The sequence below is a fragment of the Micrococcus sp. 093350064-1 genome (assembly GCF_053627955.1).
On the sequence record NZ_JBSEYU010000006.1, the window covers coordinates 76478 to 89215 of the forward strand.

Here is a 12738-nt window from a genome sequence, read left to right on the forward strand (position 1 = left end):
AGCACGAACATGACTGACATCCGCCGAACCGCCACTGCCCTGACCCTCGCCGCCGCCGTCGTCACCGGCCTCGGTGCCCCCGCCGCCGTCGCGCAGACCACGGCCCCGGCCACCGAGGCCGCCACGACGGCACCGGCCTCCGAGTCGCCCGCCCCCCAGGAGGAGGAGAAGGACGACAACGGCAACTGGGGCCTGTGGGGCCTGGCCGGCCTGCTGGGCCTGGCGGGCCTGGCCGGCCGCCGCAAGCGTGAGGTGCACGCCGAGCCCGTGCGCCGCGACCACCACGTGGGCGGCGCGCACCGCGACCATGACGTGCACCGCGTGGACGACCGCGCCGGCGACGTGCGCGCCGAGGGCGCGGACACCCGCCGCCCGGGCACCGGCGACGCCCGCTGACCCGACCCCGGCCGCCCCGAGCGGCCCGTGACCGCGACCCCCGCCCCTCCGGCGGGGGTCGCGGCGCGTCCGGGGCGGGTCTCGAATGCGCCCGTCAGTCCGCGGTGTCCCCCGCCGAGGGCGCGGCGCGCAGCACCGCGTCCGTGAGGCGGTCCAGGGCCGCGGTCCCGGCCGTCCAGCGCTGCCAGTGCAGGTGCACGTCGGCCGCGCCGAGGGCCGGGATCGGCTCGAGATCGGGGTGCCGGCCCTCGAGCACGCCCGGCGGGATCTGCACCGAGGGGAGCATGCCCCACCCCAGCCCGAGCTCCACTGCCCGCAGATACGCGTGCACGGACGGCACCAGGTGGGTCGGCGGGTCGGCCACGGGCCGGCCGCGGGTGACGCGGCGCAGCACCGTGTGCTGCAGGCCGTCGCGGGGGCCGTAGTCCACGATCGGCAGCGTGCCGAAGTCGACCCGGCCCCGCGCGTCGCGGTGCAGCTCCAGCAGGAAGGACGCGCACACCGCGTGATAGCGCATCGTGCCCAGCGGGGTGGAGGTGCACCCGGCCACGGGCGTGGGGTCGTCCGTCACGGCGGCCACGACCGCGCCGTCCCGCAGCAGGACGGCGGTGTGCTCCTGGTCCTCGGACTGCATCTGCAGGACGACGTCGTCCCACGTCGCCGCCTCGCGCAGCACGGGCTCCCACCACGTGTCGAGGGAGTCCGCGTTGAGGGCCACGCGCAGCGGCACGCGGCCGCCGTCGCCCCGGCCGAGCGCGGCGAGCGTCTCGTCCTCGAGCACGAGGGTCTGCCGGGCGAGACGGAGCATGCGCTCTCCGGCCGCGGTCGGCCGGACGGGGACGGTGCGGGCCAGGAGCACCTGGCCCACCTGCCGCTCCAGGGCCTTGATCCGCTGCGAGAAGGCCGAGCCGGAGATCCGCAGGGAGTCCGCGGCGGCGTCGAAGGTGCCGTGGTCGACGGCCGCGACGAGGGCGCGCAGGTGGTCGGAGTTCATGCGGTCCAGGGTAGGGGTGGCCATGAAGGATGTCTTCAGATCCTGAAGAAAATCGCGATGGCACGGACGTGGGGCGACTCCTATCCTCGCTCGGTGACCATCTTCGCCACCGGATTCCTGACCTACCTCGCCCTCATCGTCGCCATCGGCGCGCAGACCCTGTTCCTGCTGCGCCAGATCGTCCGACGCGACCGCGTGTGGACCGTCCTGACCGTGTGCTTCGTGGCCGATGTGGCGCTGCTCGTGCTCGGCGCCGGCGGCGTGGGCGTGGTGGCCGAACGCTGGCCGTGGCTCGTGCCCGCGCTGACCGTGGCCGGCGTGGTCTACCTCCTCGCGTTCGCCGTGGGCGCGCTGCGCTCCGCCTGGCGCGGGGACCGGACCCTCACGACCGCGGCCGCGGACGCCGCGGGGACCGGGCACGGGCCCGACCGCATCGACCTCGCGGTCCTCACCGGCGAGCTGCCCCTGATCGACCCGGCGACCGGCCGCCTGGCCGAGCGCGAGCCGGCCGGGGCCGGCGTCGGGCAGCACGACGACGGCGCGCCCGGCGTGGGCGCTCCCTCGGGCGGCGGGTCGGTGGCGGCGCGGCAGCGCGTGCAGCCGCGCCGCGTGGCGCTGGACCGCCCGCAGACGCCGCTGCCGCGGATCATCCTGCTGGCGCTGTCCGTCTCCCTGGTGAACCCGCACGCCATCCTCGACACGGTGGTGATGATGGGCACCTTCGCGCAGACGTTCGGGGCGGCGAAGTGGACGTACGTGGGCGGCGCGGTGGCGGCCTCGCTCGTGTGGTTCACCGCGCTCGGCTGGGGCGGCACGAAGCTCGCCCCGTCCATGGACTCGGCGCGGACGTGGCGGATCGTGGACGCCGTGGTGGGCGTGCTCATGCTGGGAATCGCCGTGAAGGTGGGGCTCACGCTCCTCTGAGCCGCCCGGGGAGGATGATGGGGGCATGAGTCCTTCCCCCTCCGACTCCTCCCGCACGCCGACCGTCGCGGCCGGGGAGGTCATCCGCGTCTCCGCCGTCGTGCTGGCCCGCCCGGACCGCCGCGTGCTGACCGTCCGCAAGGCCGGCACCGCCATGTTCATGTTCCCCGGCGGCAAGCACGTGCCCGGCGAGGCCCCCGTGGACACCGCCGTCCGCGAGGTGGCCGAGGAGACCGGGCTGCGCCTGCGCCCGGACGAGCTGACCCGCCTCGGCGCGTGGGACACCGCCGCCGCCAACGAGCCCGGCGCCGCCCTGCACTCGGAGGTGTTCGCGCTGTGGCGGCCCGTCGCCCGGCACGAGGTCCCCGAGCCGACGGACGAGATCGTCGAGCTGCACTGGATGGACCCCGCCGCCCCGGCCGCACCGGGCGGGCACGGCGTGGCCCCGCTGCTGCACCCCGTGCTGGCCGCCGTCGCGGCAGCGCCCCCGTTCTGACCTCCAGGCGGGCCGACCGGCCCGCGCTGATGTCCGCACCGGCCACTAGCCTGGCCCGGTGACGTCGCTGCTCCGCATCCTGCGCTTCGCGCCCCAGCTCCACCGCCTCTACCTCGGCATCGCCGTCAGCTCCGTGCTGGCCGCGGTGCTGGCCCTGGCCACCCCGTTCCTGATCGGTGCGGCCACGGACCGGATCGTCGCCGCCGTCGCGGGGGAGACCGACGTGGCCGAGGCCGTCACCGCGGTGACCTGGCTGGCGGTCGCGTTCCTCGCCGTCGAGGTGGCGACCACCCTGGTGGTGAGCGTGGGCGGCTACTGGGGCGACGTGATGGCCGCGCGCATGCGCACCATTCTCTCCACGCGGTACTTCGAGCAGCTGCTGCACCTGCCCCAGCGGTACTTCGACACCGCGATCACCGGGCGGGTCGTCAACCGGTTGAACCGCACCATCAACGAGATCACCCAGTTTCTGCAGTTCTTCGCGAACAACGCGTTCACCATGCTCGTCACCACCGCCGCGATGCTCGTGATCACGGCGTTCTACTGGTGGCCGCTGGCGATCCTGCTGGCCGTCGTCTTCCCCGTGTACATGTGGCTCACCGCGCGGACGTCCGCGAAGTGGCAGGTGTGGGAGGGGGAGAAGAACACGGAGGTGGACGTCGCCTCGGGGCGGTTCGCCGAGGTGGTCTCCCAGATGTCCGTGGTGCGGGCCTACAACCGGCAGGACCACGAGCTCACCGGGTTCCGCGACCGGTTCCTGCGGACCGTGGAGATCACCCGGCAGCAGTCCCGGTTCTGGCACGGCATGGACGCCGGGCGCCGGCTCGCCCTGAACGTGGCCTTCGGCGCGATGTACCTGATCGTGTTCGTCCGCACCGCGCAGGGCCTGTTCTCCGTGGGCGACATGGTGATCCTCCTGCAGCTGATGAACATGGCCCGGCAGCCGATCTTCTCCATGAGCTTCCTCGTGGACTCCGCCCAGCGCGCCGTCGCCGGGTCGAAGGACTACTTCGAGGTGCTCGCCGAGGAGCGCGAGCGGGCCGGCGGGGCGGCGCTCGCGGCGGCGAGCGCGAGTGCGGAGTCGGCGGGTGCGGACGCACCGCGCGTGCCGGCGGAGCCGCGGGCCGACGTCGTGCCGGGTGCGCCGGACGTCCCCGCGGACGTGCCGGCCGTGCGCTTCGACGAGGTCTCCTTCGCCTACGACGCCGACGCCTCCCGCCCCGTGCTGGACCGCGTGTCCTTCGACATCCCGCGGGGTGCCAGGGTGGCGCTCGTGGGCGAGTCGGGCGGCGGGAAGTCGACCATCGCGCACCTGCTGCTGGGGCTGTACCCGGTGACGAGCGGACGCATCGAGGTGTTCGGACAGGACGTCGCCGGGCTGGACCTGGCCGTGCTGCGCGGGCGGATCGCCACCGTGTTCCAGGAGCCGAGCCTGTTCTCCGGGACGGTGCGCGAGAACATCGCCTACGCGGACCCCGACGCCTCCGACGAGCGCGTCCGGGCCGCCGCCGAGGCCGCGTACGCGCACCGGTTCGTGGAGGCGTTCGACGACGGCTACGAGCAGGTGATCGGCGAGCGCGGGCTGCGGCTGTCCGGCGGGCAGAAGCAGCGGATCGCGGTGGCGCGGGCCGTGCTGAAGGACGCGCCGATCCTCGTGCTGGACGAGGCCACCTCCGCGCTGGACACGAAGTCCGAACGGCTCGTGCAGGCGGCCCTCGAGGAGCTGATGGTGGGGCGGTCGAGCCTGATCGTGGCGCACCGGCTGAGCACGATCGCGTCCGTGGACCGGATCGTCACGCTGCGCGGCGGGCAGGTGCAGGAGATCGGGACCCCGGCCGAGCTGGCCGAGTCCGGCGGGATCTACGCGCAGCTGCTCGAGCTGCAGAGGGCCGGCACCCAGGAGGCCCGGAAGATGCTGAAGGAGTACGGGCTGAGCGGGTGATCCCGGAATCTTCTGCGGATCCGACCCTTCCGAGCGCTGCGCGGCGGCCCAGAAGGGTCAGATGTGCAACGGATTCCCAGCGCGCGGCAGGACGTCCACGACGACGTCGGCCCGACGCCTCCGCAGGGCCTGTGGACAACCGGGCCCGCCGACGTCGGGAGCGAGCAGGATCGGGGCCATGCGCGTGCCCGGACCCTTCCCCGCCCACCTCCAGGACGCCCCGTTCACGCGGGCGCAGGCGCTGGCCGCCGGGGTGTCCGGGTCGCGGCTGCGCAGCCGGGACGTCGAACGCGTCGCGCACGGCCACTACCGCTGGATCGGCCCCGTCACCGGGGCGACGCCGCCCGCGCGTCCCCTCGCCACCGAGCTGTCCCGGCTGCAGGACCTGGCGGCGATGCGTCCCGACGTCGTGGTGACCGGAGAGTCCGTGGCCCGGTTGCTGGGCTGGCCCCTCCCGGACGACGTGAAGGCCCGGGTGCGTCCTACCGTCCTGCGGTCCCGCACCCGCCGGGTGCTGCGGGAGCCCGGCGTGCGCACCCGGCTCGTGGACCTGGACCGCGTCCTCGTGCGGAGGGACCGGCTGCACGGGCTGCGATGGACCTCGCACGCCGACACCTGGTTCCACCTGGCCACCGTCCTGGACCGAGACGCGCTCGTGGCGGTCGGAGATCGGCTGGCACGGGAGGACGAACGGCGGGGGAAGGTCGCGCTGGCCACCCGCCGGGAGCTCGGCGCCGCGCTCGAGCGGCACACCGGCGAGGCCGGGATCGTGCGGGCGCGGGAGGCGCTCGCGCTCGTGCGCACCGGTTCCGACTCCCCGGCCGAGACCGAACTGCGCCTGGCGCTGATGGCCGCGGGGCTGCCCGAGCCGGACCTGCAGATCGAGCTCTGGGACCCGGACTACTCGCTGTGGCACCCCGCCAGCGCGGACCTCGGCTACCGGCGGTGGCGGATCGCGATCCACTACGAGGGCAAGACCCACGACGGCGCCGCGCAGGTCGGCAAGGACACCCGCCGGGACGCGGTGTTCCTGCGTCAGGGCTGGCTCAACATCCGGGTGGCGGGGACGGACCGGTGGCGGGGATTCGTCGAGACGGCGGGGCTGGTGCGGGCCGCGATCGCGGAGCGTGGCGGTCTCGACGCCGGTGGCGCGGAGGATCGTCTGCGGAACTGACCCTTCTGGGGCGGGAGCGGACGTCCAGAAGGGTCAGGGGCGCAGAAGATTCCGGAAGGCCGACGACGGCGCCGCGTCACGCGACGACGCACCGCGGCCCCGCTCTTACCATGACGGGATGACCGCACCGGATCCCGCCCCCACCGACGCCCGCCGCGCGGAAGACCGCTCCGCGCGCATCGCCGTCACCGTCTTCCCGCTGCTGGTGCTCGCCGCCGCGCTCGTGGGCTTCCTCGCCCCGACCGCCGCGAAGACGCTGCTGCCCCAGGTGAACCTGTTCCTCGGGATCATCATGTTCGGCATGGGCCTGACGCTGACCCTTCCGGACTTCGGCCTCGTCGCCCGCCGGCCGCTGCCCGTGCTGCTGGGCGTGGTGGCGCAGTACGCGATCATGCCGCTGCTGGGGCTCGGCGTCGCCGTCGTGCTCCAGCTGCCGCCCGAGCTCGCGGCGGGCGTGATCCTCGTGGGCTCGACCCCGGGCGGCACGTCCTCGAACGTGGTCAGCTATCTCGCCCGCGCCGACACAGCCCTCTCCGTGGCCATGACCTCCGTGTCCACGCTCCTGGCTCCGCTACTCACGCCGCTGCTCACCCTGTGGCTGGCCGGCCAGTACATGGCCGTCGACGGCGGCGCCATGGCCAAGTCCATCGTGAACATCGTGCTCCTGCCGGTCCTGGGCGGACTCGTCGTGCGCCTGCTGCTGCGCCGCGTCGTCGACCGCGTGCTGCCCGCCCTGCCGTGGGTCTCGGTGGTGTTCATCGCGCTGGTGGTGGCCGCCGTCGTCGGCAACAGCGCCTCCCGCGTGCTGTCGGCGGGCCTGCTGGTGTTCGCAGCGGTGGTGCTGCACAACGGGCTCGGCTACCTGCTCGGCTACGGCGCGGCGAAGCTGTTCCGGCTGCCCACGCCCGTGGCGCGCACGGTCTCGATCGAGGTCGGCATGCAGAACTCGGGCCTGGCCGCGGGCCTCGCCGCGCAGTACATCTCGCCGGCGGCGGCCCTGCCGGGCGCCGTGTTCTCGATCTGGCATAACCTCTCCGGGGCCGTGCTCGCGATGGCCTACCGCCGTTCCGACGGCCGCAGGGCCGCGGGCGCCCCCGGCTCGGCCCCGGCGAATCGTCTGCGGAACTGACCCCTCCGAGGCGGGATCGGACCCCCAGAAGGGTCAGTTCTGCAGACGATTCCGGACGGTCGACGACGACGCCGGCCGCCGGGCAGCGCGCGAGTGAGGGCCGTGGCGCGGCCCGCTCACACCGCGGCCCGCCCGCTCACACCGCGGCCAGGCCCGCTCACACCGCGGCCAGGCCCGCTCACACCGCGGCCAGGCCCGCTCACACCGCGGCCAGGCCCGCCACGGGGCTCAGCCGGGCCGCCCGACGCGCGGGCAGCAGCGACGCCGCCAGGCCGGCCAGCGCCGCCACGGCCACCACCAGCACGAGCTCGAGCCACGGCACGGCCGGGCGCACCGCGGTCCCGGCGCCCGCGGTCGCGGAGAGGTCGGCGAGGACCAGCTGCGCCCCCGCCCAGCCGTAGAACACCCCGAGGGCGCAGCCCAGCACGGCGGCCACGGCGGCGATCAGCACGGCCTCGATCGCGATCGTCCCGCGCAGTCCGCCTCGCGTCAGGCCGAGGGCCCGCAGCAGCGCGTTCTCGCGCGTCCGTTCGATCACGGACAGGCTCAACGTGTTCGCCACCCCGATCAGCGCGATCAGCACGGACACCGCCAGCAGCGCCACCACGATCCCGAGCATCGCGTCGATGATCCGGGCGTAGAGCGCGCGCTCGCCGGCCCCGCCGTCGATCACGGCCGCCCCGGTGCCCGCGGCCCGGGTCACGTCCTCGCTCAGGCCCTGCAGGCGGTCGACGGGGACACCGGGGTCGAGCGCGACGAGCAGCTGGCCCGGCACGGCGGCGCCCGCGGCCCCGTCCCACCCGGCCTCGCGCAGCGGCTCGGCCGCCACGTACACGCCGGAGCTCAGCGAGCCCGCGCGCACCGGGACGAACGTCCGCTCGGCCCCCGCCACCTGCCCGCGGACCTGATCCGTGTCGACCCAGTCGGGCACGAGCGCCGTGCCGGGGTCGCCGAGGCCGGTCACGCCCTCGGGCAGGCGCGCGACGACGGCGCGCAGGTCCGCGGCCGGCGTCGCCAGCACGGGGGACCCGTCCTCCGTGGCGCCCACCGAGGTGGCCAGGGCCACCGCCTGCACGTCCGCCGTCGCGGCGACGGCCTCGGCCGCACGGGCCGGGTCCGCGTCGGCGGGCAGCTGCACCACGAGGTCCACCGGGTAGGCGGTGTCCAGGGCGAGGGCCGTCTGCTCCTGGGCGGTGCGCCCGCCGGTGAGGAACAGCGCCACGAGGGTGGTGCCCACGAGCAGGGCCGCGGCGGTGGCGGCGGTCCGGGACCGGTGGCGCACCGCGTTCAGCCCGGCCAGGCGACCGGGGACGCCGGCCGGACGGGCCAGCACCGCCGCCCCCCGCACCGCGGCGGGCACGAACAGCCGCGCCAGCAGCAGCACGCCCACGAAGGACAGCGCGCCGCCGCCGATCGCCGAGACCGGCTCCCTGACCGACACGCCCCCCAGCATGAGCGCGGTGCCACCGACGGCCAGCGCCAGTCCGATCGCCGTGCGGACCCGGCCGCCGCGCGATGCGGCGGTCACCTCGTCCCTGGGCCGCAGGGCCTTGAGCGGGGCGACGCGCGTCGCGGCCACCGCGGGGGCCAGCGCGGCCACGACCGTCACCGCCACGCCCACGGCCACCGAGACGGCGAGCCCTGCCGGGTGCAGCCCGAACGTGAGGAACGGCAGGTCCAGCATCGCGCGGGCGGCCGCGGCCACGCCGGCCACGATCGCCACGGCGAGCCCGGCGCCCAGCACGGAGCCCACCACGCCCACGACGGCGGCCTCGGTCAGCACGGACGCCCGCACCTGGGCCGTCGTCGAGCCGATGGTGCGCAGCAGCGCGAGGTCACGGGTGCGCTGGGCCACGAGCACCTGGAAGGTGTTCGCAATGACCAGCGCGGTCACCAGCAGGGCCAGCGCCGCGAAGCCGCCGAGCACCCAGCCCAGCAGGTCGGTGCCGCCGCTCAGCTGCGTCACCACCGAGCGCACGGCCTCGTCCGGGGCCGCGACGTCGACGTCCACCCCGGCCGCGGCGGCCTCGGCGCGGGCGGCCTCGGCGACGGCGGGGACGTCAGCCCCGTCGGCCAGGCGCAGCAGCAGGTGGGGGGTGAACCCGGCCTCCCCGTCCTGGCCCTGCACCGCGGTCAGCGCCGCGGGCGAGGCCCACACCTGCGCCTGCCCGGAGAGCATCGGGTCCGGGGAGGGCTGGGTCAGGCCCGTGACCACCGCGTCGACCGGCGTGGTGGTCGAGTCGGGCCCGGACTCGCTCGCCAGCGCGACGACGTCGCCCACGGCCACCCCGTGCCGGTCCGCGGTCTGCGCGTCGAGGGTGACGCCGCGGGCGTCGTCGGCGGCGGGCAGGGCGCCGGCGGTCACGGTCAGGCCCGCCAGGGCCGGGTCGCGGGGCAGGGGCATCACCGCGGCGCCGAACTCGGCGTCCGCGGCGCGGGCCGCCGCCCACGCCATCCGCAGGGCGTACGCCTCCTCGACGCCGTCCAGGCGGGCCAGCGGGCCGGGCTCGGCGGAGGTGCCGGCGAGGTCGGAGACGTCCTCGGACCCGCCCGGCAGGACCACGAGGTCGGCGCCGGCGTAGGTGCTGCCGAGCGTGGCGCGCAGGGTGGCCTGCGCCGTCGAGGAGACGAGGAAGGAGGCCGCGAGGAACAGGGTGCCGATCAGGATGGCCAGCACCAGGGAGACGTAGCGGCGCGGCTGGGTGCGCAGCTGGGAGAGGGCGACGGTCCACATGGTCAGCGCACCCCGCCCTCGGCCGGGGCGGACAGGGCGGTCAGGGCCGCGGTGACGGACTCGACCGTGGGGTCCACGAGCTCGCCGGCCAGCCGGCCGTCCGCGAGCAGCACGACGCGGTCGGCGGCGGAGGCCGCCACGGGGTCGTGGGTGACCATGATGACGGTCTGGCCCATCTCCCGCGCGGACCGGCGCAGCAGGCCGAGCACCTCGGCGGAGGTGGCGGTGTCCAGGTTGCCGGTGGGCTCATCCCCGAACACGACGTCCGGTCGGGTGAGCAGGGCGCGGGCCACGGCGACGCGCTGCTGCTGGCCGCCCGAGAGCTCGTGCGGCCGGTGGCCCAACCGGTCTGCGAGGCCCAGGGTGCGGGTGATCTCGTCCAGCCAGGCGCGGTCCGGGGTGCGGCCGGCCAGCTCGAGCGGCAGCACGATGTTCTGTTCGGCCGTGAGCGTGGGCACGAGGTTGAAGGCCTGGAACACGAAGCCCACGCGGTCGCGACGCAGCCGGGTCAGGGCGGTGTCGTCCAGCCCGGTGATCTCGGTGCCGCCGATCCTCACGGAGCCCGAGGTCGGCGCGTCCAGCCCGGCCAGGCAGTGCATGAGCGTCGACTTGCCCGAGCCCGAGGGCCCCATGATCGCGGTGAACGCGCCCGAGGCGAAGTCCACGTCCACCCCGCGCAGGGCGTGCACCTGCGCGTCACCGCGCCCGTAGGCGCGGGTGAGGCCGCGGGCGCAGACGGCGGGCGCCGTCGTCGTGGTGGCGGACGACGACGGCGTGCCCGGCCCCGGCGCGACGGGGCCGGGGGTCGTGGGGGAGAAGGGGTGTGCGGGGGAAGAGGTGTCCATGGCGGCCACTCTCCCGCGCGGACCCGGCGGGGCGGATCGGAGGAGGGGACCACCTCCGCGGGCGGCGGGTCATGCCCGGGGATGAGGCGGGCCGGCGAGGCGTGGACCCGAGGGCGTCAGGTCCCCGCCGCCGGGCGGTGCGGGGTGGAGTGGGATGATGGGGACATGAGAGCCGACGCCCGCGCCAACCGCCAGGACCTGCTGGCGGCCGCCGGCCGTCTCATCGCCACCCAGGGGGCGGCGATGTCCCTGCGCGGGGTGGCGCAGGAGGCCGGGGTCGGCGTGGGGACGCTGTACCGGCACTTCCTCACGCGTCGGGATCTGCTGGACGCCGTGCTCGAGGACGTCGTGGCCCGCACCGGGGGGATCCTGCAGGCCTTCCTCGACGGGGTGGGCGGGGACGGGCACGGCGGTGGGACCGAGGCGCGGTGGCGGAGGCTCGCGGAGGACCTGGGGGCCGTGAACCTGGCCTCGCTCGCGGCGGCCCGGGACGACTTCGACCCCGCCGACCGGCCGCCCGAGGCCCTCATCGCCGAGGCCGAGCGTGTGATCCTCGAGCTCGCGGACCAGGTGGTGGCCGAGGCGCGGCGGGCCGGGCTCGTGGGCCCGGACGTGACCGGGGCGGACTACCTGTTCGGCCTGCTCATGGTCACCCGGTCGCCGGAGTGCGCGCTGCTGGGCCACGGCCCGGACCAGCGGGGCTGGCTGCTGGACACGTACCTGCGCGGCCTGCGGCCCTGAGGGCGCGGCCGGGTCAGTCGCCCGGGGCGTCGTCCTCCAGGACGGGGCGGGCGGTGGCCCACGCGACGGCGCCGGCGAGCAGGCCGGCGCCCGCGGTGAGCGCCAGGCGGAGCAGCCCCTCGACCCCCGTGAACAGGCTCAGGCCCAGCATCACGACGGCGGCCGTCACCAGCGCCACGAAGAAGGCCACGCATTCACTGTCCCGCTGCGCCTGCTCGGCGGCTGGGTCGGAGGCGCGGGACGTCGTCGGGGTGGGGTGGTCCAGGATGCTGCCGGTCATGGTGCCTCTCCTCCAGTGCGCGTCGGGCCGGGGCGGCCATCGGCGCGTGCACCCCGGCGGCGGACCCGCTGCGGGGCCTGCGTCCAGCATCGCGGAGGGGGTGGGCGCACCGGCAGGGCCATGAGGATGAACCTCGGGGCGTCCGACTCATACCCAGGTATGACCTGTGATTGTGCTGGCAGGCGCCTGGGGAGTGGCTCAGGGAAGGGCCCCGCCGCCCCGGCCGACCGCCCCGGCCGACCGCCGAGGCCGGCCGTTGAGGCCCGCAGACACGCCGCTACGACGACGGCGTAGCGGCGTGTCTGCGGGCCTCGACGAGGGGTGGGGCAGGGGCTAGGGCGGGGGCTGCAGGGCGTGCCGGAACGGCGGGTCAGAACTGCACGAGGCCCGCGCGGTGGGCGATGAGCACGGCCTGCACGCGGTCGCGGGCGCCTAGCTTGGCCAGCACCCGGCCGACGTGCGTCTTCACCGTGGCCTCGGAGAGCACGAGCTCGGCGGCGATCTCCAGATTCGCGGCGCCCTGCGCCATGAGCACCAGCACCTCGTGCTCGCGCGGGGTCAGCGACGCCACGGCCGCCTGCTGCTCCTCGCACTCGGCGCTGCGGACCTGGTCCGAGCGCAGACGCGGGGCCATGTGCGTCAGGAGCCGGCGCGTCGTGGACGGGGCGATCACGGCGTCGCCCCGGTGCACCGTGCGGATCGCGGCGAGCAGCTCCTCGGGCGGGGCGTCCTTGAGCAGGAAGCCGCTGGCGCCCGCCTCGATCGCGTCGAAGGCGTACTCGTCCAGGTCGAAGGTGGTCAGCACCACGACGCGCGGGGCGTCCGGCCGGCGCAGCAGCGCGCGGGTGGCCTCGATGCCGTCCATCTCCGGCATGCGCACGTCCATCAGCACGACGTCGGCGCCCGCCACGGACACCGACGCCACCGCCTCGCGCCCGCTGCCCGCCTCCGCCACGACCGTCAGGTCCGGCTGCGAGTCCACGAGCATGGCCAGCCCGGAGCGGATCAGTGCCTGGTCGTCCACCAGGGCCACGCGGACGGGGACGGTCTCCTCAGAGCTCATGGGGTCATCCTCTCAAGTCG

12 protein-coding genes are annotated in these 12738 nt (G+C 75.6%); 7 read left to right on the plus strand and 5 right to left on the minus strand.

Annotated elements, in window-relative coordinates:
* The first annotated feature begins 9 nt into the window (after window positions 1-9).
* Window positions 10-396 carry a WGxxGxxG family protein gene (locus ACUW6W_RS08235; RefSeq protein ID WP_036314487.1) on the plus strand — a complete coding sequence of 129 codons (387 nt, stop codon included), beginning with the start codon at window positions 10-12 and terminating at the stop codon, window positions 394-396.
* A gap of 94 nt (window positions 397-490) precedes the next feature.
* Here the strand turns inward: ACUW6W_RS08235 and ACUW6W_RS08240 are convergent, their stop codons facing one another.
* Window positions 491-1414, minus strand: coding sequence for an ArgP/LysG family DNA-binding transcriptional regulator (locus ACUW6W_RS08240; RefSeq protein WP_080695864.1), 924 nt, complete (start codon window positions 1412-1414; stop codon window positions 491-493).
* 69 nt (window positions 1415-1483) lie between these two features.
* Here ACUW6W_RS08240 and ACUW6W_RS08245 point away from each other — a divergent pair, with 69 nt between their 5' ends.
* The 5 genes from ACUW6W_RS08245 (at window position 1484) to ACUW6W_RS08265 (ending at window position 7055) form a co-directional block, all read left to right on the plus strand.
* Window positions 1484-2314 carry a LysE/ArgO family amino acid transporter gene (locus ACUW6W_RS08245; protein WP_223247484.1) on the plus strand — a complete coding sequence of 277 codons (831 nt, stop codon included), beginning with the start codon at window positions 1484-1486 and terminating at the stop codon, window positions 2312-2314.
* A gap of 25 nt (window positions 2315-2339) precedes the next feature.
* The gene (locus ACUW6W_RS08250) at window positions 2340-2810 is read left to right on the plus strand and encodes an NUDIX hydrolase (protein WP_036314485.1); all 471 of its coding nucleotides are present in this window, start codon (window positions 2340-2342) and stop codon (window positions 2808-2810) included.
* A gap of 58 nt (window positions 2811-2868) precedes the next feature.
* On the plus strand, window positions 2869-4752 hold the full coding sequence (locus ACUW6W_RS08255) for an ABC transporter ATP-binding protein (protein ID WP_036314483.1): 1884 nt from the start codon (window positions 2869-2871) through the stop codon (window positions 4750-4752).
* A gap of 178 nt (window positions 4753-4930) precedes the next feature.
* Window positions 4931-5926: a hypothetical protein gene (locus ACUW6W_RS08260; RefSeq protein WP_036314481.1), complete on the plus strand. Its 996-nt coding sequence runs from the start codon at window positions 4931-4933 to the stop codon at window positions 5924-5926.
* A 118-nt stretch (window positions 5927-6044) separates the two neighbouring features.
* Complete coding sequence (locus ACUW6W_RS08265; RefSeq protein ID WP_036314479.1) at window positions 6045-7055, plus strand: bile acid:sodium symporter family protein; 1011 nt, start codon at window positions 6045-6047, stop codon at window positions 7053-7055.
* A gap of 199 nt (window positions 7056-7254) precedes the next feature.
* Here ACUW6W_RS08265 and ACUW6W_RS08270 read toward each other — a convergent pair whose 3' ends face one another.
* Both ACUW6W_RS08270 and ACUW6W_RS08275 read right to left on the minus strand, forming a co-directional pair.
* Window positions 7255-9789 carry an FtsX-like permease family protein gene (locus ACUW6W_RS08270; RefSeq protein ID WP_036314478.1) on the minus strand — a complete coding sequence of 845 codons (2535 nt, stop codon included), beginning with the start codon at window positions 9787-9789 and terminating at the stop codon, window positions 7255-7257.
* A gap of 2 nt (window positions 9790-9791) precedes the next feature.
* Window positions 9792-10634, minus strand: a complete 843-nt coding sequence (locus ACUW6W_RS08275) for an ABC transporter ATP-binding protein (protein WP_069941555.1) — start codon at window positions 10632-10634, stop codon at window positions 9792-9794.
* Between the two features lie 165 nt (window positions 10635-10799).
* Here ACUW6W_RS08275 and ACUW6W_RS08280 point away from each other — a divergent pair, with 165 nt between their 5' ends.
* Entirely contained in the window at window positions 10800-11375 is a 576-nt protein-coding gene (locus ACUW6W_RS08280) for a TetR/AcrR family transcriptional regulator (RefSeq protein ID WP_454180111.1), read from the plus strand.
* A 13-nt stretch (window positions 11376-11388) separates the two neighbouring features.
* On the opposite strand, the gene ACUW6W_RS08285 is transcribed toward ACUW6W_RS08280, so the two are convergent.
* Window positions 11389-11655 (minus strand): hypothetical protein, encoded by a 267-nt coding sequence (locus ACUW6W_RS08285; RefSeq protein WP_020625619.1) that lies wholly within the window; start codon window positions 11653-11655, stop codon window positions 11389-11391.
* Window positions 11656-12025: 370 nt separating this feature from the next.
* Window positions 12026-12718 carry a response regulator gene (locus ACUW6W_RS08290; RefSeq protein WP_036316208.1) on the minus strand — a complete coding sequence of 231 codons (693 nt, stop codon included), beginning with the start codon at window positions 12716-12718 and terminating at the stop codon, window positions 12026-12028.
* Between the last annotated feature and the right edge of the window lie 20 nt (window positions 12719-12738).